A 21,718-nucleotide genomic window follows, 5' to 3' on the forward strand; every position below is an offset into this window, starting at 1 on the left:
GGTGGGGCGGGTGCTTTCGCGCATTCTCCGAGCGTACGGTGCCAGATGAACGCTGGTTTCGATCTCAGGACTGCACCGGCAACAGATCGGCAAGCGGTAGCACGGTCTCGTCCTTCACCGTCTTGATGACGATGTAGGTGAAGTAACGATCGATGCCGATTTCGCGTTCGAGCAAGGCATCGACCAGCCGCTGATAGGTATCGATATCGCGCGCCATCACCTTCAGAACGTAGTCGACGCCGCCGCCCACCGACCAGCAGGCTACAATCTCAGGTATGTCGCGGATGACACGCTCGAAGCGGTCGAAATCGGCCTGGCGATGGCTGGCCAGCGTCACCTCCATCAGCACGGTGGCGACGGGTGCGACGACGCGCATGGCAATCGAGGCATGATAGCCGGAGACGATGCCGGCCTTTTCCAGCTTGCGCAGCCGCATCCAGCACGGCGTCGGTGACAGGCCGACCTTGTCGGCCAGCGCCAGCTTGGTGATGCGCCCGTCACGCTGGATCGCGTCGAGGATTCTGAGGTCGATCGGGTCGAGTTTCGCGGCGGCCATCTGTATCCACTTTTTGGTCCCGCCGTACCATGACGGCGCATTATTTCGATTGTCAATTGCACTGATTTCGATCTCTAATAAGTCATGACATTATGGCAACCTGATCCCGCGCTCATCCGGCGGCCCGCCTACCAGTCGCTGGCCGACCAGTTCGCACGCGCCATTCATGATGGGCGGCTCGCCAACGGCGCGCGGCTGCCGACGCATCGCCGGCTGGCCGACGAGTTGAAACTATCGGTGCAGACGGTCAGTCGCGCCTATGAGGAACTGATTCGCCGCGGCCTGATCTCGGGCGAGATCGGCCGCGGCAGCTTCGTCCAGACGCAGCGGCGCGAGCCTGAGCCGCCCTATCTGCCGGAGCGGCTGGGCGAAGTGATCGATCTCTCGATCCTGAAGCCGGTCTGCGAGCCGATGCATCTGGAGCGGCTAAAGCAGGCGCTGGGTTGGCTGGCCGACAACCTGCCGTCGAGTTCGGCGCTGTCGTTCCGGCCCAACATGGTGTTTCCCCGTCACCGCGCCGTGGCGGTCGAGTGGCTGAAGCTGTGCGGTCTCGATGCCTCGCCGCAGAATATCAGCCTGACCAATGGCGCTACCGCCGGCATGACGGTGGCGCTGATGAGCGTGGCGCCGCCCGGCTCGACCGTCGCCACCGAGGCGATCGGCCACCATACGCTGGTGCCGCTCGCCCGCTATCTCGGCTTCAACCTCGAAGGCCTGCCGATAGACGGCAATGGCCTTATCCCGGAAGCGCTGGACGAGGCCTGCCGGATCTCCGACATCCGCGCCGTGTTCGTGCAGCCTTCGGTGATCAACCCGACGGCCACGCTGATGGATGCGGCGCGGCGCGAGCAGATTGCGGCGGTTGCGCGCAGGCACGACATAGCCATCATCGAGAACGATGTGCTGGGGCCGCTGGTCGAGGACCGGCCGCCGCCGGTCGCCGCCTTCGCGCCTGAACGCACGCTCTACGTCACGTCCTTCACCAAGATCGTGGTGCCGGGCCTGCGCATCGGCTATCTCGCCGCACCCGACCGCTATGTCGCCGCGGTCGCCAACCGGCATCTGGTTTCCAACTGGATGGCGACGCCGCTGGTGGCGGAAATCGCCACCAAATGGGTGACCGACGGCACCGCGATGGAACTGGTGCGCTGGCAACGCACAGCATTGCGGCGACGCCAGGACATCGTCGCCGAGGTGCTGGCCGGCGTCGACTATCGCACCCGGCGCGACGGACTGCATGTCTGGTTGCAGTTGCCGGCCGACCGTGCCGAGGAGAGCTTCGTCGCCCAGGCGCGCCTGCAAGGCGTGGCGATCGCGCCCGGCGCTTCTTTCCGCATCTCGCAAGCGCCCTGGCAACCGGCGGTGCGCATCTCGCTGGGTTCGACCACCGAGGGGGAACTGCGCGCCGGCCTCGGCGTTGTCACCAAGCTGCTGCTTGGCGACCCCGAGCATCTGCTGCTCGCAATCTAGCGAGATGTGCCGCTATCCAGACGATGCCGACCGCCAAAGGCGTCCCCGGTGCTGTCATTTTCGGTTCGACTTGATTTCGATCTCGGCACATTGCTAGGCACTGAATGCCCAAGAATTGTGCGGGATCAGAATAATTGTCATGATATTATTTTCCCGATTGACATGATTTGGCGGGTTCCGCATCGTTAAGGGCATAGGCTTCTCCAGCACGGGAAATTCGTTTGTCCGCATCCGCGCCTATCATCAAGGTCGATGGCATTTCGAAAAGCTTCGGCACCTTCAAGGTGCTGGACGGCCTGTCCATGCAGGTCATGCCCGGCGAGAAGCTGGCGCTGATCGGCCCGTCCGGCTCGGGCAAGACGACGATCCTGCGCATCCTGATGACGCTGGAGCGCATCGATGGCGGCCACATCCAGATCGACGGCGAGCATCTCTATCACATGGAGCGAAACGGCCAGCTGCTGGCCGCCGACGAGCGGCATCTGGCCAGGATGCGCCAGAAGATCGGCATGGTCTTCCAGCTGTTCAATCTGTTCCCGCACAAATGCGTCATCGACAACGTCACCCTGGCGCCGATGCTGACCAAGGGCACGCCGCGCGCTGCCGCCGAGAAGCGGGCGATGGAATTGCTCGACATGGTCGGCATGGCCGACAAGGCCAAGGCCATGCCGGCACAGCTTTCGGGCGGCCAGAAGCAGCGCGTCGCGATTGCCCGCGCGCTGGCGCTGTCGCCCCGGATCATGCTGTTCGACGAGGTCACCTCGGCGCTCGATCCCGAACTGGTCGAGGAGGTGCTCAACGTGATGCGCAAGCTCGCGGCCGAAACCGACATGACGATGCTGCTCGTCACCCATGAAATGGGCTTTGCCCACGACTTCGCCGACCGGGTGCTGTTCTTCGACCGCGGCCGCATCGTCGAGGAGGGCAAACCCGATGAGATTTTCCGCCATCCCAAACAGGAGCGCACGCAAGGTTTCCTGAAGAAGATCATCGCGGCCGGACATCGCGTCTGACCGCCATGCCAGAGGCGGCGACACCGTCCGCAAGGGCGGTATTGCCGTCCTGAAATGACTGCAACCAAGAACACAAACATGGAGTTGGGAACAATGAAAAAACTTGGCATTCTGGCCGGCGTCGCCGGTCTTGCGCTGACCGCGGTGCTCGCGGCCTCGAACATCGGATCGGCCGACGACAGCAAGCTCGAGCAGCTGAAGGCGCAAGGCTTCGCCCGCCTCGCCATCGCCAACGAGCCGCCCTACACGGCGGTCGCCGCCGACGGCAAGGTTTCGGGCGCCGCGCCCGACGTAGCACGGGAAATCTTCAAGCGGCTGGGCGTCGCCGACGTCGCCGCGTCGATCTCGGAATATGGTGCCATGATCCCCGGCCTGCAGGCCGGCCGTTTCGATGTCGTCACCGCCGGCCTGTTCATGAAGCCGGAGCGTTGTGCGGCGGTTGCCTATTCCGAGCCGGTGCTGTGCGACGCCGAGGCGATGCTGGTGAAGAAAGGCAATCCGAAGGGCTTCAAGAGCTACGAGGATGTCGCCAAGGACACCTCCGCCACCATCGGCGCGCCCGGCGGCGGCACCGAGGAGAAGCTCGCGCTCAACGCCGGCGTGCCGCGTGACCGCGTCATCGTCGTGCCCGACGGCCAGAGCGGGCTGAAGATGGTGCAGGACGGCCGCATCGATGCCTATTCGCTCCCCGTCCTGTCGATCAACGATCTGATGAAGAAGGCCAATGACCCGAGCCTCGAAGTCATAGCACCCGTGCAGGGCGCGCCCGTCTATTGCGACGGCGCCGCGTTCAAGAAGGGTGACGAGGCGCTGCGCGACGCCTTCGACGTCGAGCTCGCCAAGATGAAGAAGTCGGGCGAGTTCGCCAAGATCATCGAGCCGTACGGCTTCTCGGCGGCGGCGGCGATGTCGACGACGCGCGACAAGCTCTGCGCGGCGAAATAAGCCCTTTTCCCTTCTCCCCGTCCACGGAGAGAAGGTGGCCCGAAGGGCCGGATGAGGGGCAGCGCGCGTTTCTGCGAGCTTGGAGCCGCCTCTCATCCGCCTGCCCGTCCTTCGAGGCAGCTGCGCTGCAGCTAAGAGGGTGAACCTGCATCTTCTCCCCGTGAGAGGGGGAAGTTGTTAAAACCAAACGTTGGAAGCCTCTGATACATGACCCAGTGGTCCGGCTATCTCGGCCTGATATTGCAGGGAGCGCTTGTCACCATCGAGCTGACGCTGATGGGGTCGGTGCTGGCCCTCATCATGGCCTTCCTGGCCGGCATGGGGCGGCTGTCGCGCTTCTTCGCGTTGCGGGCGCTCGCCACCGCCTATATCGAGTTCTTCCGCGGCACATCGATTTTCGTACAGCTGTTCTGGGCCTATTTCGTGTTGCCCCTGGCGGGCGTCGAGCTCACTCCGCTGCAAGCCGGCGTGCTGGCGCTGGGCCTCAATGTCGGCGCCTATGCGGCGGAAGTGGTACGCGGCGCCATCCAGTCGGTCGGCGCCGAGCAATACGAGGCCTGCACGGCTCTCAATCTCGGCCGCTGGCAAGGCATGCGCCATGTCATCCTGCCGCAGGCGCTTCTGGTGATGCTGCCGACCTTCGGCAACAACGCCATCGAACTGCTCAAGGCGACATCCGTCGTCTCCCTGATTTCGCTCGCCGATCTCACCTTCCAGGCGCAGGTGGTGCGCTCGCAGACCGGCAGCACGCTGATGCCGTTCACCACCATCCTGGTGATCTATTTCGCGCTCGCGCTCGTCATCTCCTGGGGCGTGCGGTCGCTGGAGCGGCGCATGGCGCGCGGCCTCGACGGAGTGCGCGTCTGATGGATTGGGCCCTGTAATGGATTGGGACTGGGATTTCGTCCGGCAGATCCTGCCGACGCTGATCGAGGGGGTGAAGATCACCATCCTGGCGACGGTGCTCGGCTCGGTGCTGGCGGCAATCGTCGGGCTGGGCATCGCACTGGCCCGCCGCTCGCCGAACAAGATGATGTCGCGCACGGTCGGCTGGGCGGCCGAATTCATCCGCGGCACGCCGCTGCTGGTGCAGCTCTACTTCATCTTCTACGTGCTGCCCGATTTCGGCATCCTGCTGCCGCCGCTGGTGGCCGGCGTCATCGGGCTTGGGCTGCACTACGGCACCTATACGGCGGAGGTCTATCGCGCCGGCATCGAGAACGTGCCGCGCGGCCAGTGGGAGGCGGCCAAAGCCTGCAATCTCAGCGCTCGCCAGACCTGGACCCACATCGTCATACCGCAGGCAATCCCGCCGATGATCCCGGCGCTGGCCAATTATTTCATCGCCATGTTCAAGGAGACGCCGCTGCTGTCGGCGATCACCGTGCTGGAGCTGATGAACCAGGCCAAGAGCGTCGCCAACACCTATTACCGCTATGTCGAGCCGATGACGCTGGTCGGCGCCTTCTTCCTGATCATCAGCCTTTTCTCGGTTATGCTGCTGCGCTGGCTGGAACATCGCTACGGCAAGATCGAAAGGTAGTTCCCATGAAGCCGCTTCCCGAAATCAGGCTGATGCCGACAAGGCCCGCACTCGAGGTGCGCCCGTTGGAAAAGCGCGTCGGCCTGATCATCCTGGCCACCGACCACACCAGCGAGCCGGACTTCCGTCGCATGGTGGCGAGTGAGAGGATCGGCATCTATGTCGCCCGCATCCCCTATAAGAATCCGACCACACCTCAGAATCTGCGCAAGATGCAGCCCGAACTGACGGCTGGCGCGGCGCTGATCCTGCCGGACGAACCGCTCGATGCCATCTGCTACTCCTGCACGTCGGCCTCCGTGGTGATCGGCGATGCCGAGATCGAGGCGGCGATCCAGGCGGCCAAGCCTGGCGTGCCCGTGGTCACGCCGCCGATGGCGGGCGTGCGCGGACTGAGGGCTCTGGGCGCGAAGAGGATCAGTATTCTCACCCCCTACACCGTCGAGACGAGCCGGCCGATGGCGGCCTATTTCGCCGAACGCGGCTTCGAGATCACCAGCTTCACCTGTCTCGGCTTCGAGGATGACCGCGAGATGGCGCGCATTGCGCCGGCAGCCCTCGTCGATCTGGCGTGCGAGGCGACTGACCCGCAGGCCGAGGCGTTGTTCGTGTCCTGCACGGCGCTGCGCTCGGCGCTGGCGGTTGCCGCGATGGAACAGGCTATCGGCCGCCCGGTCGTCACCAGCAACCAGGCGAGCGCGTGGAATTGCCTGCGACTGTGTGGCGATGATGTGCCGCGTCCGGAGTTCGGGCGGCTGACGACCTTGCCGCTTGGACAGTAAGGTCATGTCCTGCATGCACGAGCGACCCATGACGCACGCCGTCGCCCTTTCAGACATCCGCGCCGCGCGCAAACGCATCACCAGCAAGGTCGAGTCGACACCGGTCGTGCCGTCCGAGAGCCTGTCGGAGCGGCTCGGCCTTCCCGTTCACCTCAAGCTGGAGCACCGCCAGACCACGGGCAGCTTTAAGCTGCGTGGCGCCTCGAACGCCATTGCTTCGCTCAATGCCGAGCAGCGGGCACGCGGTGTTGTCGCGGCTTCGACCGGCAATCACGGCCGCGCACTCGCCCATGCCGCCAGGCTCGAAGGCATGCGCGCGGTTATCTGCATGTCCCGGCTGGTGCCTCGGAACAAGCTCGATGCCATCCGCTGCCTCGGCGCGGAAATCCGGATTGTCGGCGACAGCCAGGACGACGCGCAGCAGGAGGTCGAGCGGCTGGTGGCGCAAGAGGGTCTGGTGATGCTGCCACCCTTCGACCATCCCGACATCATCGCCGGGCAGGGCACGCTCGGGCTGGAGATCATGGAGCAGGTTCCTGACGCCGCTCTGGTGCTGGTGCAGCTCTCCGGCGGCGGGTTGGCCTCCGGGATTGCCGCAGCGGTCAAGGGCGTCAGGCCGAGCACAAAGGTCGTCGGCATCTCGATGGCGCGCGGCGCGGCGATGAAAGCCAGCCTCGAGGCGGGGCGCCCGGTGCAGCTGGAGGAACTGCCGACGCTGGCGGATTCGCTCGGCGGCGGCATTGGCCTCGACAACCGGCTGACCTTTTCCATGTGCCGAGACCTGCTCGACGACGTCGTGCTGCTTTCCGAAGACGAGATCGCCGCCGGCATCCGCCATGCCTATGAACAGGAGCGCGAGATCGTCGAGGGCGCCGGCGCGGTCGGTATCGCTGCGCTGCTTGCCGGCAAGGTGAAGCCAAACGGACCGGTGGTCGTTCTGCTTTCCGGTCGCAATATCGATATGAGCCTGCACAGAAAGATCGTTTGCGGCGAAGTAGTTGCGGAGCGCGCCTGATGAGCCGGATGACCATCCTTACCGAGAAACAACTACGCGAGATCGTAGCTCTCGATCTCGACGCCGTCGCCTGCGTCGAAAACGCCTTCCGGGCGCTCGCTACCCTGCCGGTGGCGATGCCGCCCATCCTGCGGCTCGACATCCCCGAGCATCGCGGCGAGGTCGACGTGAAGACCGCCTATGTGCCTGGCATCGACGGCTTCGCCATCAAGATCAGCCCCGGCTTCTTCGACAATCCCAAGCTCGGCCTGCCCAGCGTCAACGGCATGATGGTGCTGCTGTCGGCAAAAACCGGTCTGGTCGAGGCGTTGCTGCTCGACAATGGCTATCTCACCGACGTCCGCACCGCAGCCGCCGGGGCGGTCGCCGCAAAACATCTGTCGCGGCCGGATTCATCCATTGCCGCGATCTTCGGCGCCGGCGTGCAGGCCGGATTGCAGCTCGAGGCGCTGCGCCTGGTGCGGCCGATCGAAGAAGCTCGCATCTGGGCGCGCGACGCGGCCAAGGCGCAAGCCGCGGCCGGCGCCTTGAGCGAAAAACTGGGCATCGTGGTGCGCGCAGAACCGGATGCGGCCAAGGCGGCCGCCGGCGCCGACATCATCGTCACCACCACGCCCTCGACAGAACCATTGATCAAGGCCGGCTTCGTCTCGGCCGGCCAGCACATCACCGCCATGGGCTCGGACGCCGAGCACAAGAACGAGATCGCACCGGCAATCCTGCGCATGGCCGATCTCTATGTCGCCGACAGCGCAAGGCAGACGCGCCGGCTCGGTGAATTGCACCATGCCATCTCCGCCGGCGTGATGGCGGCGGACACGGAGGTGGCCGAACTCGGCCAGATCATCGCCGGCGAACGGCATGGCCGGCGCGCGGCGGACGACATCACCATCGCCGACCTGACCGGCACCGGCGTGCAGGACACCGCGATCGCCACGCTAGCCCGTGACCGGGCCCGGGTTGCGAAAGCCGGAACCATTTTTGAAAGTTGATGCTGGCCGCAAGAGCATGATCCGGAAAAGTGGAAACCGGTTTTCCGAGGAGATCATGCTCAAACAAAAAATTACCTGGAGCCAGGTTCAACGGAAGTTGAAGCGGGTTCCAGGGCCCAACAAACGAGGACCAACAAAATGCAACCGAACTTGAAATTCTCGCGAAGCGAGTATGCGGATCGCCTCGCCAAGACGCGGAAAGCCATGGCGGTGAAAGGCGTCGATCTGCTTATTGTCAGCGACCCCTCCAACATGGCCTGGCTCACCGGCTATGACGGCTGGTCCTTCTACGTGCATCAGGCCGTCATCGTGCCGCCGTCGGGCGAGCCGGTCTGGTATGGCCGCGGCCAGGACGCCAACGGCGCCAAGCGCACCGCCTATCTCGCGCATGACAACATCGTCGGCTATGCCGATCACTATGTGCAGTCGACCGAGCGCCATCCGATGGATTTCCTGTCGAGCGTGCTTGCCGATCGCGGCTGGGGCAAGCTGACCGTCGGCGTCGAGATGGACAATTACTGGTTCTCGGCCGCCGCCTTCGCCTCTTTGCAGAAGCACCTGCCCAATGCCCGTTTCGTCGACGCCACCGCGCTGGTCAACTGGCAGCGCGCGGTGAAGAGCCCGACCGAGATCGACTTTATGCGCAAGGCCGCCCGCATCGTCGAGGCGATGCACCAGCGCATCGTCGACAAGATAGAGGTCGGCATGCGCAAATGCGATCTCGTCGCCGAGATCTATGATGCCGGCACGCGTGGCGTCGACGGCATCGGCGGCGACTATCCAGCGATCGTGCCGCTGCTGCCGTCGGGCGCCGACGCCTCGGCGCCGCACCTGACCTGGGATGACAAGCCGATGAAGTCGGGCGAGGGCACGTTTTTCGAAATCGCCGGGTGCTACAACAGGTACCACTGCCCGTTGTCGCGAACAGTGTTCCTCGGCAAGCCGACACAGGAATTCCTCGATGCGGAGAAGGCGACGCTCGAAGGCATGGACGCGGGGCTCGCGGCAGCCAAGCCCGGCAACACGTGCGAAGACATCGCCAACGCCTTCTTCGCGGTGTTGAAGAAATATGGCATCGTCAAGGACAACCGCACCGGCTACCCGATCGGCCTTTCCTATCCGCCGGACTGGGGCGAACGCACGATGAGCCTGCGCCCCGGAGACCGCACCGAGCTGAAGCCCGGCATGACCTTCCATTTCATGACCGGCCTGTGGCTGGAGACGATGGGGCTGGAAATCACCGAATCCATCCTGATCACCGAGACGGGCGTCGAGTGCCTGGCCAATGTGCCGCGCAAGCTGGTGGTGAAGAATTGAAACCGATGTCCGACCTTCGTCCGTCGCCGGTCTCGCCCTCAGTCAATTTCGATCGCGACGGCGCACAGCACGGTTTCCTGCGCCTGCCCTACAGCCGCGACGATTCGGCGTGGGGCTCGGTGATGATCCCGATCTGCGTCCTGCGCAACGGCAAGGGGCCGACGGCCCTTCTGACCGGCGGCAATCATGGCGACGAATATGAAGGGCCGCTGGCGCTCTATGATCTGGCGCGCACGCTCGATCCCGCCCAAGTCAGCGGCACGGTCATCATCGTGCCGGCGATGAACTATCCGGCCTTCCGCGCCGGCACGCGCACCTCGCCGATCGACAAGGGCAACATGAACCGCAGCTTTCCAGGCCGGCCAGACGGTACGGTGACGGAAAAGATCGCCGATTATTTCCAGCGGGAGCTGCTTCCCCGCGCGGATATCGTGTTCGACTTCCATTCCGGCGGCAAGACGCTGGACTTCGTGCCGTTCTGCGCCGCCCATGCGCTGCCGGACAAGGCCCTGGAACAAAGGGCCTTCGCGGCGGTCGAAGCCTTCGCGGCGCCGTTCTCGATGCGCATGATCGAAATCGATGCCGTCGGCATGTACGATACCGCCGCCGAGGACATGGGCAAGGTGTTCGTCACGACCGAGCTCGGCGGTGGAGGCACGTCGAGAGCCGAGACGGTGCGGATCGCCCGGCGCGGCATGCTCAACGTGCTGAGGCATGCCGGCATCGTTGCCGGTGCGGTCGAAAAGACGCCAACCCAATGGCTCGACATGCCGTCCGGCGATTGCTTTGCCTTCGCGGAGGACGACGGCATGGTCGAGACGATGGTCGATCTCGGCGAGCCTGTCGAGAAGGGCGCGGTGCTGGCGCGCATCCATTCCACCGGCCGAACCGGCATCGCCCCCCAGGAGATCCGGGCAAAAATGTCGGGCATGTTGGCGGCGCGGCATTTCCCCGGCCTGGTCAAGGCCGGGGACTGCGTCTCGGTGGTTGCCGCATTGGTCGACTAACGGAAGGGTCGGCCTGCACGGCGGGCAGGCTTGGACCTATCTCGCATTCTTCCACCCTGGATCCAGATAGCGGCCGGCGAGCCAGCCCGGCCGCGCTCACGGCTCCGGCCGGTGTGTCGCGGCGGCACGTGCCTTGCCATCGCCTCAGACATCCAAAGCCACCGTCATCGAAGAGGCGCCGGCGCGACGACTTGTTCCGGCGCGAACTCGGGTATCAAAGAGTATGACTTTGCTGCCATACTCGCGATAAAGAGGGTGTCGGAATGCAACAAAAATGGGATTTCTGGATCGACCGCGGCGGCACGTTCACCGATGTTATCGGCCGTGATCCCGAGGGCGGCCTGCATCCGCGCAAGCTTCTGTCCGAAAATCCCGAGGCCTATGCCGACGCAGCCATCCAGGGCATTCGCGACCTTCTCGGCCTGCGCCCCGGCGAGCCTATCCCCGCCGGGCTGATAGGCGACGTAAAGATGGGCACCACGGTCGCCACCAACGCGCTGCTGGAGCGCAAGGGCGACCGCGTGCTTTTGCTCATCACCAAGGGATTTCGCGATGCGTTGAGGATCGCCTATCAGGCGCGGCCCGACATCTTCGCCAAGGAGATCATCCTCCCCGAACAGCTCTACGAGCGCGTCATCGAGGTCAACGAGCGCGTGCTTGCCGACGGCTGCGTCGAACGGCTGCTCGACATCGCTGCCTGTCGCCCGGCGATCGAACAGGCAAAGGCGGACGGCATCGATGCGGTCGCCATTGTCTTCATGCACGCCTGGAAATATCCCGATCACGAAAAGGCCGTCGCTAAGGTCTGCCGCAAGCTCGGTTTCGGCCAGGTTTCGGTCAGCCACGAGGTGTCGCCGCTGATCAAGCTGGTCGGCCGCGGCGACACCACCGTGGTCGACGCCTATCTGTCTCCGATCCTGTCGAGATATGTGCAAAAAGTAGGCCAGGAACTCGGCGTTCTCTCCCCCCTCGAGGGGGAGATGTCGGCGAAGCCGGCAGAGGGGATCGCCGCAGAAGGTGCGACCAAGACGTCGAACCTAGTCGATCCGCCGCCCGGTGGCTTCGCCGCCACTCTCCCCTCGAGGGGAAGGGAAAATCCCCGCCTGATGTTCATGATGTCTTCTGGCGGGCTCACCGCCGCGGACCTGTTCCAGGGCAAGGATGCGCTGCTGTCTGGCCCGGCCGGCGGGGTCGTCGGCATGGTCGAGACGGCCAGGCTCGCCGGCTTCGAAAAGGTGATCGGTTTCGACATGGGCGGCACCTCCACCGATGTCGCCCATTATGACGGCGAATATGAGCGCGCCTTCGATACCGAGGTCGCAGGCGTGCGCGTGCGCGCGCCGATGATGCGCATCCACACCGTCGCGGCCGGCGGCGGCTCGGTCCTGCACTACGAAGCAGGCCGCTTTCGCACCGGCCCGGACTCCGCCGGCGCCAATCCAGGCCCCGCCGCCTACAGGCGCGGCGGCCCGCTCGCCGTCACCGACGCCAACGTCATGCTCGGCAAGCTGCAGCCGGATTTTTTCCCTGCCATCTTCGGCCCCGGCCAGAACGAGCCGCTCGACGCGGAGATCGTGCGCCAGAAATTCACCGCGCTCGCCGCTAAAATCGGCGACGGCCGCTCGGCCGAAGCGGTGGCCGAAGGGTTCGTCACAATCGCGGTGGAAAACATGGCCAACGCCATCAAGAAGATCTCGGTGCAGCGCGGCTACGACGTCACCGAATATCTTCTGAACTGTTTTGGCGGCGCAGGCGGCCAGCACGCCTGCCTGGTCGCCGACGCACTCGGCATGGAGGCGGTGCTGATCCATCCGTTTTCCGGCTTGCTGTCGGCCTACGGCATCGGCCTGTCTTCGGTCTTTGCCTCACGCCAGCAGGCCTTGCTTGCACCGCTCGCGGAAGAATCGAGGCCGGCAATCGAAGGCCTGATCGCGGCCTTGCAAACCGCCGTTGTCGCGGAACTCGCCGCACAAGGCATCGCCGAGGACGCGGTGACCGCCAGACCGGCGTTGCAGATCCGTTATGACGGCACCGACACCGCACTTCCGGTGCATTTCGACCATGGCTCGATGTTGCGGGCGAGGGCCGATTTCGAGGCTGCCCACAAGGCGCAATTCGGTTTCGTCTATGAGGACAAGCCGATGATCGTCGAAGCTGTGAGCGTCGAGGGGACGGAGGCGGGCGGCGAGCAGAATACCGAAGCCTATGCGCAGGCGGGGCAGCCATCAAAAGCCAGAGCCGAGGAGGTCCGGCGGATCTATACGGAAGGAAAATGGCACGAAGCCGACGTCTGTCGGCGCGAGGCGTTGCGGCCGTCCGATCGGGTCGCTGGCCCCGCACTGATCATCGAGCCCAACCAGACGATCGTCGTCGAGCCGGGCTGGCAGGCCGAGATCACGGCCAGGAACCACGTGCTGATGCGGCGCACCAGCAAGAAAGGCCGGCAGGCGGCACTTGGCACCGAGGCCGATCCGGTGATGCTGGAAGTGTTCAACAATTTGTTCATGTCGATCGCCGAGCAGATGGGCGTGACGCTGCAGAACACCGCCTATTCCGTCAACATCAAGGAAAGGCTGGATTTCTCCTGCGCCGTTTTCGACCGGAACGGCGCGCTGGTCGCCAACGCGCCGCATATGCCGGTGCATCTGGGCTCGATGGACCGCTCGGTCGAGACCATCATCCGGCTGAACTCCGGCGACATTCATCCCGGCGACGTCTTTGCGCTCAATGCTCCCTATAATGGCGGCACGCATCTGCCCGATATCACGGTGGTCACGCCGGTTTTCGAGGAAGAGCGGCCGATTTCCCCCACAAGAGGGGAGATTGGCCAATCGCCCAAGATCCTCTTCTGGGTGGCCTCGCGCGGCCACCACGCAGACATCGGCGGCACCGCGCCGGGCTCGATGACGCCACTTGCCACCACGGTCGACGAGGAAGGCGTGCTGTTCGACAATTTCCGTATCGTCGATCGCGGAAAGTTCCGCGAGAATGAGCTGCAGACGCTGCTCACCGATCACCGCTATCCGGCCCGCAATCCGCACCAGAATATCGCCGATCTCAAGGCGCAACTCGCTGCCAACGAAAAGGGCGTGGCGGAGCTGCGCAAGATGGTGGCGCATTTCGGGCTCGATGTCGTCGAGGCCTATATGGGCCATGTGCAGGACAATGCGGCCGAAAGCGTGCGGCGCGTGATCGAGCGGCTGCCGGATACATCGGCCTATGAATATCCCACCGACACCGGCCAGGTGATCAAGGTGAAGATATCGGTCAACCGGCAAAAGCGCGAGGCGACGGTCGATTTCACCGGCACGTCGCCGGTGATGAAGAACAATTTCAACGCGCCAGAGCCTGTCGCCCGGGCCGCGGTGCTCTATGCCTTCCGCGTCATGGTGGAGGACATGATCCCGATGAATGCCGGTTGCCTAAGGCCCATCAACATCATCATCCCGGACGGCTCGATGCTGAAACCCGCTTATCCCGCCGCCGTCGTCGCGGGCAACGTCGAGACCTCGCAGCACGTCACCAACGCGCTGTTCGGCGCCATGGGCGCCATGGCCAATGCGCAAGGCACCATGAACAATCTGACCTTCGGCAACAGCAAGTACCAGTATTACGAGACGATCTGTTCCGGTTCGCCCGCCGGCGAGATGAATTCCGGCCGCGGCTTTGCCGGCACGTCGGGCGTTCACACCCATATGACCAATTCGCGCCTTACCGATCCGGAAATACTGGAGCTGCGGTTTCCGGTGATGCTGGAGGATTTCCACATCCGCGAAGGCTCCGGCGGCAAGGGCAGGTGGAATGCCGGCGACGGCACGAAGCGCACCATCCGTTTCCTGGAGAAGATGGAATGCGCCATCCTGTCCTCGCATCGCAACCGGCCGCCGCAAGGGCTTGACGGCGGTGGCGATGGCGAGGCCGGCTCGACCAAGGTGCGCCGCAAGGACGGCAAGGTCGAGGTGCTGAAAGCCTGCGACCAGACGGTGCTTCAGGCCGGCGACGCCGTCATCGTGACGACGCCGACGCCCGGGGCGTTTGGAAGGCCGGAGCCAGGGCCGTCCAACGTTTGATAGAATCGCGGAACCGCTCTATCCGTTTTTTGGAATCCGGATTTCCCTTGCCTTTCACACCGGGCCTTCGCCATGCCAAGCAAATCCCCATTGAAGACACTGGCGCCCGATGGACTCGGGCCGACCGTCACCGTCGGCGAGATCCTGGTGGAGATCATGGCCACAAGCCGTGGCAATGGCTTTCTCGAGCCCATCGAGCTGACCGGACCCTATCCGAGCGGGGCGCCGGCGATCTTCATCGACCAATGCGCCAGGCTTGGCGGGCGGGCCGGCATCATCGCCTGCGTCGGCGACGATGATTTCGGCAGGATCAATGTCGAGCGCCTGCGCCGGGACGGTGCGGATGTCACGGCCATCGCCGTCAGCCCCGACTATCCGACGGGCAGCGCCTTCGTGCGCTACCGCGAGGACGGTTCGCGCGACTTCGTCTACAATATCGGCAAATCGGCCGCGGCGCTGGTCGGCTTGACCCCTGAGGCCAGGGCGCTGCTGGCGCGTTCAGGCCACCTGCACGTCATGGGCACCGCACTCAGCATTCCCGCCATTTGGCAGGTGCTCGACCATGCCATCGATGTGGTCAAGGCGCGTGGCGGAAGCATCTCGCTCGATCCCAATCTTCGCAAGGAACTGCTCGGCCATGGCCAGACGCGCGAGCGCTTCGCGCGGCTTCTCGACATTGCGGATCTGATCCTGCCGTCGGGTGAGGAACTCCACACCGCTTCGGGCAACGACAATGAAGCCGACGCGCTCGCCTCGCTATTTGCCCGCGGCGCCGGCGAGGTCGTCGTCAAGCGCGGCGCGTTGGGCGCGTCCCTGTTCGGCGCCGACGGCAGCCGCGTCGAGTCGCCCGGCTTCCTGGTCGAGGAGATCGATCCGACCGGCGCGGGCGACTGTTTTGGCGGTGCCTACATCGCCTGCCGCAGGCTCGGCATGCCTGCCGTGACCGCGCTCGATTACGCGAATGCGGCAGGCGCGCGCAACGTCACGCGGCAAGGCCCGATGGAAGGAGCCGGTACGCGCGCCGAACTCGATCTGTTCATTGCCAACACGCCGAGGCGACGCCCGTGACCGATCCATTGCTGAAACTTGCAAATTCCCGGCGGCGGGGCGCGGCGGAAGGCATCACCTCCGTCTGCTCGTCCCATCCGGTCGTGATCCGGGCCGCAGTGCGCGACGCCGCGCTGTTCTCGCGGCCGCTGCTGATCGAGGCGACCTGCAACCAGGTCAACCAGTTCGGCGGCTATACCGGCATGCAGCCCGCTGACTTCGTCGCGGCGGTGACCGCTATTGCAGGCTCCGAAGGCCTTGCGCCCGAGCGGGTCATCTTCGGCGGGGATCATCTCGGTCCCAATCCATGGCGAAAGGAAGATGCCGGCGCGGCCATGGCGAAGGCCGAGGACATGGTGTCCGCCTATGTCCGGGCCGGTTTCCGCAAGATCCATCTCGATGCCTCCATGGGATGCGCGGGCGAGCCGGCGGCGCTGGATGACGCTACGATTGCCAGGCGCGCCGCCCGCCTGGCGCGCAAGGCCGAGGACGCCGCCAGCGGGACCGACCGGCCACTCTACGTGATCGGCACCGAGGTTCCGCCGCCGGGCGGAGCGGATCATCTCATCGGCGAAATCAGCCCCACAAGCCTGTCCGCGGTCCAGCACACACTGGCGGTGCATCGGCAGATCTTCCACGAGAACGGCCTCGCAGACGCCTTCTCGCGGGTCATCGCCGTGGTGGTGCAGCCGGGCGTGGAGTTCGGCAACGAGAACGTGGTCTTCTACGATCGCGCCAAGGCGCTGCATCTGCGCGAATTGCTCGAACAGGAAGCGGGCCTGGTCTACGAGGCCCATTCCACCGACTATCAGACGCAAGCGGCCCTGCGCGAACTGGTCGAGGACGGCTTTGCCATCCTCAAAGTGGGGCCGCAGCTGACCTTCGTCCTGCGCGAAGCGCTCTACGGGCTGGACCTGATCGCCTCCGATCTGTTGCCCGACTACGGCGCGCGCCCGCTTTATCAGACCATGGAAGCGCTGATGACGGCCGATGCCAAGGACTGGCACAGCCACTACCACGGCTCTGCGGCGCAACAGCGCGTGCAGCGGCACTATTCGCTGTCGGACCGCATACGTTACTACTGGAACCATCAGGAGGCGATGGAAGCTGTCCAGCGATTGACGGCCGCCTTGTCGGGCAAGGCCGTGCCGGTGACGCTGTTCCATCAGCATCTGCCCGCACTCGACCGCTTTGCCGGACAGCCGCTCGATCCGGAGGCGGTGTTGGTGGCCGCGGTTCAGCAGGCGCTGGAGGGCTACCGCTTCGCCTCCAGCGGTTGAGCGGCCGATAGCCAGGGGACGCAGTTCGGTCATTTCGACGACTTGTCGGCTTCCTTGCTTGAGGTGTGCCTGCACCGGAGTAATAGTCGCAACGGAATGGCGAGGAGGAGGATATGACGCTGAACTTCGACCCAAGGGCGAAGGCCGCGACGCTCTACCATGGCGAATTCCGGCCGATGTTCATCGGCGGCAAATGGGTCGCTGCGCAGTCCGGACAGGAGATGCAGGCGCTCAACCCGGCGACGGGGCAGGTGCTGGCGACGGTGCCGCGCGGAGGCGCCGCCGACGTCGACGCGGCGGTGGCGGCTGCGCGCACCGCTTTCGAAGGTCCGTGGTCCGGATTTTCGCCTTACGAACGGCAGTGCGTGCTGCTCAGGATCGCCGATCTCTTCGAGAAGAACTGGGAAGAGCTCTGCGTCTCCGACACGCTCGACATGGGGCTGCCGATCACGCGCACGCTCGCCAACCGGCGCCGGGTCATCGGCATGCTGCGCTTCTATGCCGGGATGGCGACCGCGCTGCATGGCGAATCAATCGACAATTCGATCCCGGGCGAGATCGTCACCTTCACCCGGCGCGAGCCGGTGGGCGTGGTCGGCGCCATCATTCCCTGGAACGCGCCGACCGCCGCGTCGATCTGGAAGATCGCGCCGGCCCTCGCCACCGGCTGCACCATCGTGCTGAAGCCCTCGGAAGATGCGTCGCTGACGCCGCTCTTGATCGCGCGGCTGATGCAGGACGCGGGCGTTCCCGACGGCGTTGTCAACATCGTCACCGGAACCGGGGCCGAAGCCGGCGCGCGGCTTGCCGAACATCCCGACGTCAACAAGATCGTCTTCACCGGCTCGACGCTCACCGGCCAGGCGATCGCCCGGGCGGGTGTTGCCAATCTAAAGCGCGTTTCATTAGAACTCGGCGGCAAGTCGCCGCTCATCGTGTGCCGCGACGCCGATATCGACAAGGCCGTTCCGATCGCGGCGATGGCTGTCTTCGTGCATTCGGGCCAGGTCTGCATCGCCGGTTCGCGGCTTTTCGTGGCACGCGAAATCCATGACGAGTTCGTGCGCCGGCTCGCTGACTTCGCCGGCAGGCTGCGCATCGGCCACGGCATCGAAGCCGAAACCGAAATGGGGCCGCTCATCAATGCGCGGCAGGCCGGCAAGGTGGAGGGTTACATCAAGGCGGGCAGCGAGGAGGGCGCGGAACTGGTCGCCGGCGGATCGCGGCTGACCGGCGGCCTCTATGACGGCGGCAATTTCATCGCCCCAACCGTCTTCGGCGCGGTGTCCGACACGATGACCATAGCGCGCGAAGAGATCTTCGGGCCCGTTATCTCGGCAATGCCCTTCGATACGCTTGACGAAGCCGTCGCCCGCGCCAATGCGACGCCCTATGGGCTGGCCGCCGGCATCTTCACCACTCATCTCGGCACGGCGCACAAGCTTGCCCGCCGGGTCAAGGCGGGTTCCGTCTGGGTCAACATGTACCACGCCATCGACCCCGCCGTGCCGTTCGGCGGCATGAAAATGTCCGGGTATGGCCGCGAGGGCGGCATCGAACATCTGCACGAGTATCTGGAGACCAAGTCGGTATGGATCCAGACCGACTAAGGCTTTTGTCGGTTGTCAGGCGAGCCGGCCTGCGCCGCCGGTTCCCAGGCTGCCGCTCATGCACGCCGGCTGCAAATCAACCGGCGCCCGTTCTCAGGAACTTTTCTTTATCCGGCGATTTTTGGATATAAGATGAAATCCGGTTGGCCAGGAAGGTGTTGTCGATGACGACGAAACGCTTCGCGATCTGCGCTCTCGCCCTTGTGATGGGCTGCGGCATCGTCTCTTCGGCGTCCGCCGGGGCCAGGCACCGCCACCACCAGGGCGAACCCGAACGCTATGTTCCCGCTGACGGCGATATTATCGACATACTGTTCGGCGGCCCGCGCTACTATGACCGGCAGCTTGTCACGACGGCCGCCGGCGCCTGTTCCTACCACCGGGTGGGGCCGGATGCGAATGCGCTGAACAAGATCAACGATCACCACTGCGGAAAATAGCGGGCCGACCGCTCCGCAAGCAGGCTCATGACGCTTCCCATCCGGGAAAGCGGTCCGGCCGCAGCCATGTCTGGGCTGGGCTGCCATTGCCGGAAAACACGGCGTCAACCAGCCAGCGCGCGGTGGCGGGGGCGGCATGCATGCCGATGGAACCCATGCCGCCATGCACGAACAGGCCCTCGATGGCCGTCCTGCCAGCGACCGGCAAGCCATCGGACAGCATCGGGCGGTTGCCGGGATAGACGTTCCTGACCTGCGGCGCGCCGAGGCCCGGCAGCATGCGCAGCGTGCGGCTGGCGATCCGGCTCGCCATGTCGGTGTTGCGGACGAGATCGCGGAAGGCCGGCTGGACGGAGGCGCCAAGCCTGGCATCGCCGCCGCCCATGGGGTTGAGGCAGATAGCTTCCACCGCCGGCTGGTCGTCGCGCTGCGCGGCGACATCGGCAAGGCTGTCGAGCCTCATGCGCCGGCCGAGCTCTTCCTGATCCGGCCAGGTCAATTCCTCGACGATCCAGGGCAGCTCGAAGTCGAGTTTTCCTAACTGGATCAACCAGCCGCGGCCGGCGGTGAAGGGCAGGCCGGGCAGCGGTCCGTCGCCGACGGTGCGGCGCAGAAGGTCCGACATCCACAATCCGTTGGCGATGAAGACGAGATCGGCGGGAACGATGCCCTGGTCGGTCAAGATACCCTGGACCTTGCCGCCCCTGGAGAAGATCTGGGCGACGCGCAGGCCAGTACGGATCGTCGCGCCGGCCTCACGGGCGGCGTGGGCGAAGGCATGTGTCGCGCCCATGGGTTCCAGCGTCCATGCACGGCCGACGGAATAGGCGCCTGCCACGTTGAAGCCGACACGCGGGTGGTCGCGCGCCAGTTCCTTGCCCGTGATCTTTTCCATTGCCACGCCGACTTCCCTGTAGCGGTCGGCCACGGCGGCAGCCGCCTCGAAACTCGCCTCGTCTTCGGAAATCAGCAGATGTGCGATGGCGGCGAATTCGAAGGGAACGGGTCCGTCGGCAAGCTCGGCATAGATCGCGACGCTGGCGTCCAGCAGTTCGACGACCTCTTTCTGCGGGCCGGTGAGCAAGGTGCCGGTGTTTCGTCCTGAGGACTCGGCGGCGATCATGCTCTGCTCGAGGATCGTCGTCTTGAGACCGTGGCGGGCCAGTTCATAGGCGAGCGTGCAGCCGGCGATGCCGCCGCCGATGACCACGGCATCCATTGGTGTCTGGACGCGAGTCGAGTTGAAGGACATGGAGCGCAGCCTCCTCCCAATGAAAGCATCTCGTATACTCGTATACGAGATGCTTTTCAAGTATGCCGCCCACGACTGCCGCAAGTGCCGCCACGATATCGTCTTCGGTCCGAGCCGGGCGCAGGCCAGTCGGCGATTTCCTCAGCAAAGGCGGGTAGCCTATTCAACGACTTGCGGCTGGATCCGCAAGTTCGGCACGAATCTCCGCACCATGTTCGTCGCGTGCCGGACTTTTCGCCGGTGCCTTTGCCGTCCGTTTGGAAAAACGGGGGGCGGAGGCAGCTTGGAGGGCGCCATTCTCGACCAACCAGGAGCCGCGTGCGGCCATGTGCGGATGCAGCGCCGCCTCATGCGGGCTGAGCACAGGCCCGACGCAGGCATCCGTTCCCTCGAACAATTTCATCCACTCGTCTCGGGATTTTTCGGCAAAGATCGCTTCCAGCCGGCTGCCGAGCTCGGGCCAGAGGCCGCGGTCGAACTGAGCGGCGAACTGCGGATCGCCGCCCAGGCCAAGCCTGTCGAGGAACAGCGCATAGAATTTCGGCTCGACGCACTGGACGCTGATGAAGCCGCCATCTGCCGTGCGGTACACGCGGCACCAATGCGGTCCGTCCAGAAGACTCCGGCCACGCTCGGCGGCAAGCACGCCGGATTGTGCGAGGGACATCAAAAGATTCATCATGTGGGCCGAGCCGTCGACGATCGCCGCGTCGACGACCGTGCCTTCGCCACAGGCGCGGGCGTTCATGATGGCGGCCAGCATGCCGATCACCAGATAGAGCGCGCCGCCGCCTATGTCGCCGACCAGCGTCGGCGGCGCCATTGGCGGCTCGCCCGGCAGGGAAGCATACCAGAGTGCGCCCGACACGCCGGTATAGTTCATGTCGTGGCCGGCGGTGCGGGCGAGCGGGCCTTCCTGCCCCCAGCCGGTCATGCGGCCATAGGCCAGGCGAGGGTTGGCGGCCAGACACACATCTGGACCAAGCCCGAGACGCTCCATCACGCCCGGCCGGAAGCCCTCGATCAGGCCGTCGGCGGTGGCGATCAGGCGCATCAGCACGGCAACGTCCCCGGCATCCCTGAGGTCGAGCGCGATAGAGCGCTTGCCGCGATCGAGCAGCGAGCGCTCGGGAAGGCCCGGCACGGATGCATGCTTGCGGTGGACGACGATCACGTCGGCGCCGAGATCGGCGAGCAGCATGCCGGCAAAGGGCGCCGGCCCCAACGCCTCGATCTCGACGATGCGGATTCCCCTGAGCATCCCACCCTCCACGGCATTCAAACTTTCGGTAAGGCACACTTTTGGTGTCACGCAGGGGCGACGGTGTGTAACCCTGCTCTTTTGGCATTGAAGCACGTGTCGCCGGTATATACGTCAG

The 21,718-nt window shown here is 64.9% G+C and carries 18 protein-coding genes; 15 read left to right on the forward strand and 3 right to left on the reverse strand.

The genetic code is table 11. From position 1 onward, the window contains the following. Positions 1–64 precede the first annotated feature (64 nt). On the reverse strand, positions 65–556 hold the full coding sequence (locus tag FJ959_RS14230) for an Lrp/AsnC family transcriptional regulator (RefSeq protein WP_140517347.1): 492 nt from the start codon (positions 554–556) through the stop codon (positions 65–67). Positions 557–640: 84 nt separating this feature from the next. On the opposite strand from FJ959_RS14230, the gene FJ959_RS14235 reads away from it, so the two are divergent. The 15 genes from FJ959_RS14235 (at position 641) to FJ959_RS14305 (ending at position 19,087) form a co-directional block, all read left to right on the forward strand. Next, on the forward strand, positions 641–2,026 hold the full coding sequence (locus tag FJ959_RS14235; RefSeq protein ID WP_140499275.1) for a PLP-dependent aminotransferase family protein: 1,386 nt from the start codon (positions 641–643) through the stop codon (positions 2,024–2,026). A gap of 221 nt (positions 2,027–2,247) precedes the next feature. Beyond that, positions 2,248–3,039: an ectoine/hydroxyectoine ABC transporter ATP-binding protein EhuA gene (gene ehuA / locus FJ959_RS14240; RefSeq protein ID WP_140499274.1), complete on the forward strand. Its 792-nt coding sequence runs from the start codon at positions 2,248–2,250 to the stop codon at positions 3,037–3,039. Between the two features lie 93 nt (positions 3,040–3,132). After that, positions 3,133–3,984: an ectoine/hydroxyectoine ABC transporter substrate-binding protein EhuB gene (ehuB, locus tag FJ959_RS14245; protein WP_140499273.1), complete on the forward strand. Its 852-nt coding sequence runs from the start codon at positions 3,133–3,135 to the stop codon at positions 3,982–3,984. Positions 3,985–4,191: 207 nt separating this feature from the next. Then, entirely contained in the window at positions 4,192–4,851 is a 660-nt protein-coding gene (gene ehuC, locus FJ959_RS14250) for an ectoine/hydroxyectoine ABC transporter permease subunit EhuC (protein WP_140517343.1), read from the forward strand. Between the two features lie 16 nt (positions 4,852–4,867). Beyond that, positions 4,868–5,527: an ectoine/hydroxyectoine ABC transporter permease subunit EhuD gene (gene ehuD / locus FJ959_RS14255; protein WP_140521357.1), complete on the forward strand. Its 660-nt coding sequence runs from the start codon at positions 4,868–4,870 to the stop codon at positions 5,525–5,527. 5 nt (positions 5,528–5,532) lie between these two features. Continuing rightward, positions 5,533–6,309, forward strand: a complete 777-nt coding sequence (gene eutA, locus FJ959_RS14260; RefSeq protein WP_140630442.1) for an ectoine utilization protein EutA — start codon at positions 5,533–5,535, stop codon at positions 6,307–6,309. Positions 6,310–6,337: 28 nt separating this feature from the next. Further along, positions 6,338–7,324, forward strand: a complete 987-nt coding sequence (gene eutB / locus FJ959_RS14265) for a hydroxyectoine utilization dehydratase EutB (RefSeq protein WP_140630445.1) — start codon at positions 6,338–6,340, stop codon at positions 7,322–7,324. Further along, positions 7,324–8,316, forward strand: coding sequence for an ectoine utilization protein EutC (eutC, locus tag FJ959_RS14270; protein ID WP_140499263.1), 993 nt, complete (start codon positions 7,324–7,326; stop codon positions 8,314–8,316). The genes eutB and eutC overlap by 1 nt, the downstream gene beginning before the upstream one ends. Before the next feature lie 138 nt (positions 8,317–8,454). After that, positions 8,455–9,633: an ectoine hydrolase DoeA gene (gene doeA / locus FJ959_RS14275; protein WP_140556274.1), complete on the forward strand. Its 1,179-nt coding sequence runs from the start codon at positions 8,455–8,457 to the stop codon at positions 9,631–9,633. Between the two features lie 5 nt (positions 9,634–9,638). Beyond that, a complete protein-coding gene (gene doeB, locus FJ959_RS14280) occupies positions 9,639–10,640 on the forward strand; it encodes a N(2)-acetyl-L-2,4-diaminobutanoate deacetylase DoeB (protein WP_140630448.1) in 1,002 nt (333 codons plus the stop codon). Between the two features lie 263 nt (positions 10,641–10,903). Further along, on the forward strand, positions 10,904–14,710 hold the full coding sequence (locus tag FJ959_RS14285) for a hydantoinase B/oxoprolinase family protein (RefSeq protein ID WP_140630451.1): 3,807 nt from the start codon (positions 10,904–10,906) through the stop codon (positions 14,708–14,710). A gap of 72 nt (positions 14,711–14,782) precedes the next feature. After that, complete coding sequence (locus FJ959_RS14290) at positions 14,783–15,778, forward strand: sugar kinase (RefSeq protein ID WP_140499255.1); 996 nt, start codon at positions 14,783–14,785, stop codon at positions 15,776–15,778. Then, on the forward strand, positions 15,775–17,037 hold the full coding sequence (locus tag FJ959_RS14295; RefSeq protein ID WP_140630454.1) for a D-tagatose-bisphosphate aldolase, class II, non-catalytic subunit: 1,263 nt from the start codon (positions 15,775–15,777) through the stop codon (positions 17,035–17,037). Before FJ959_RS14290 ends, FJ959_RS14295 begins: the two co-directional genes overlap by 4 nt. A 113-nt stretch (positions 17,038–17,150) precedes the next feature. After that, the gene (locus FJ959_RS14300) at positions 17,151–18,647 is read left to right on the forward strand and encodes an aldehyde dehydrogenase family protein (protein WP_140630456.1); all 1,497 of its coding nucleotides are present in this window, start codon (positions 17,151–17,153) and stop codon (positions 18,645–18,647) included. Between the two features lie 164 nt (positions 18,648–18,811). Further along, complete coding sequence (locus FJ959_RS14305; protein WP_140517323.1) at positions 18,812–19,087, forward strand: hypothetical protein; 276 nt, start codon at positions 18,812–18,814, stop codon at positions 19,085–19,087. A 25-nt stretch (positions 19,088–19,112) separates the two neighbouring features. On the opposite strand, the gene FJ959_RS14310 is transcribed toward FJ959_RS14305, so the two are convergent. Further along, positions 19,113–20,339, reverse strand: a complete 1,227-nt coding sequence (locus FJ959_RS14310) for an FAD-dependent oxidoreductase (RefSeq protein ID WP_140630459.1) — start codon at positions 20,337–20,339, stop codon at positions 19,113–19,115. A gap of 163 nt (positions 20,340–20,502) precedes the next feature. Continuing rightward, positions 20,503–21,600, reverse strand: coding sequence for a CaiB/BaiF CoA-transferase family protein (locus FJ959_RS14315; protein ID WP_140630462.1), 1,098 nt, complete (start codon positions 21,598–21,600; stop codon positions 20,503–20,505). Positions 21,601–21,718: the final 118 nt, after the last annotated feature.

Origin of the sequence: Mesorhizobium sp. B2-2-4 (genome assembly GCF_006442375.1) — a bacterium.
Lineage (GTDB): Bacteria > Pseudomonadota > Alphaproteobacteria > Rhizobiales > Rhizobiaceae > Mesorhizobium.

Bases quoted from the DNA above. Each gene is read 5' to 3' on its own strand.
- ehuD (WP_140521357.1), top strand. From the start codon at position 4,868: ATGGATTGGGACTGGGATTTCGTCCGGCAGATCCTGCCGACGCTGATC.
- ehuC (WP_140517343.1), top strand. From the start codon at position 4,192: ATGACCCAGTGGTCCGGCTATCTCGGCCTGATATTGCAGGGAGCGCTT.
- FJ959_RS14310 (WP_140630459.1), bottom strand. From the start codon at position 20,339: ATGTCCTTCAACTCGACTCGCGTCCAGACACCAATGGATGCCGTGGTC.
- ehuB (WP_140499273.1), top strand. From the start codon at position 3,133: ATGAAAAAACTTGGCATTCTGGCCGGCGTCGCCGGTCTTGCGCTGACC.
- eutA (WP_140630442.1), top strand. From the start codon at position 5,533: ATGAAGCCGCTTCCCGAAATCAGGCTGATGCCGACAAGGCCCGCACTC.
- FJ959_RS14315 (WP_140630462.1), bottom strand. From the start codon at position 21,600: ATGCTCAGGGGAATCCGCATCGTCGAGATCGAGGCGTTGGGGCCGGCG.
- FJ959_RS14300 (WP_140630456.1), top strand. From the start codon at position 17,151: ATGACGCTGAACTTCGACCCAAGGGCGAAGGCCGCGACGCTCTACCAT.
- eutB (WP_140630445.1), top strand. From the start codon at position 6,338: ATGACGCACGCCGTCGCCCTTTCAGACATCCGCGCCGCGCGCAAACGC.
- FJ959_RS14290 (WP_140499255.1), top strand. From the start codon at position 14,783: ATGCCAAGCAAATCCCCATTGAAGACACTGGCGCCCGATGGACTCGGG.
- doeB (WP_140630448.1), top strand. From the start codon at position 9,639: ATGTCCGACCTTCGTCCGTCGCCGGTCTCGCCCTCAGTCAATTTCGAT.
- FJ959_RS14285 (WP_140630451.1), top strand. From the start codon at position 10,904: ATGCAACAAAAATGGGATTTCTGGATCGACCGCGGCGGCACGTTCACC.
- doeA (WP_140556274.1), top strand. From the start codon at position 8,455: ATGCAACCGAACTTGAAATTCTCGCGAAGCGAGTATGCGGATCGCCTC.
- FJ959_RS14305 (WP_140517323.1), top strand. From the start codon at position 18,812: ATGACGACGAAACGCTTCGCGATCTGCGCTCTCGCCCTTGTGATGGGC.
- FJ959_RS14230 (WP_140517347.1), bottom strand. From the start codon at position 556: ATGGCCGCCGCGAAACTCGACCCGATCGACCTCAGAATCCTCGACGCG.
- eutC (WP_140499263.1), top strand. From the start codon at position 7,324: ATGAGCCGGATGACCATCCTTACCGAGAAACAACTACGCGAGATCGTA.
- FJ959_RS14235 (WP_140499275.1), top strand. From the start codon at position 641: ATGACATTATGGCAACCTGATCCCGCGCTCATCCGGCGGCCCGCCTAC.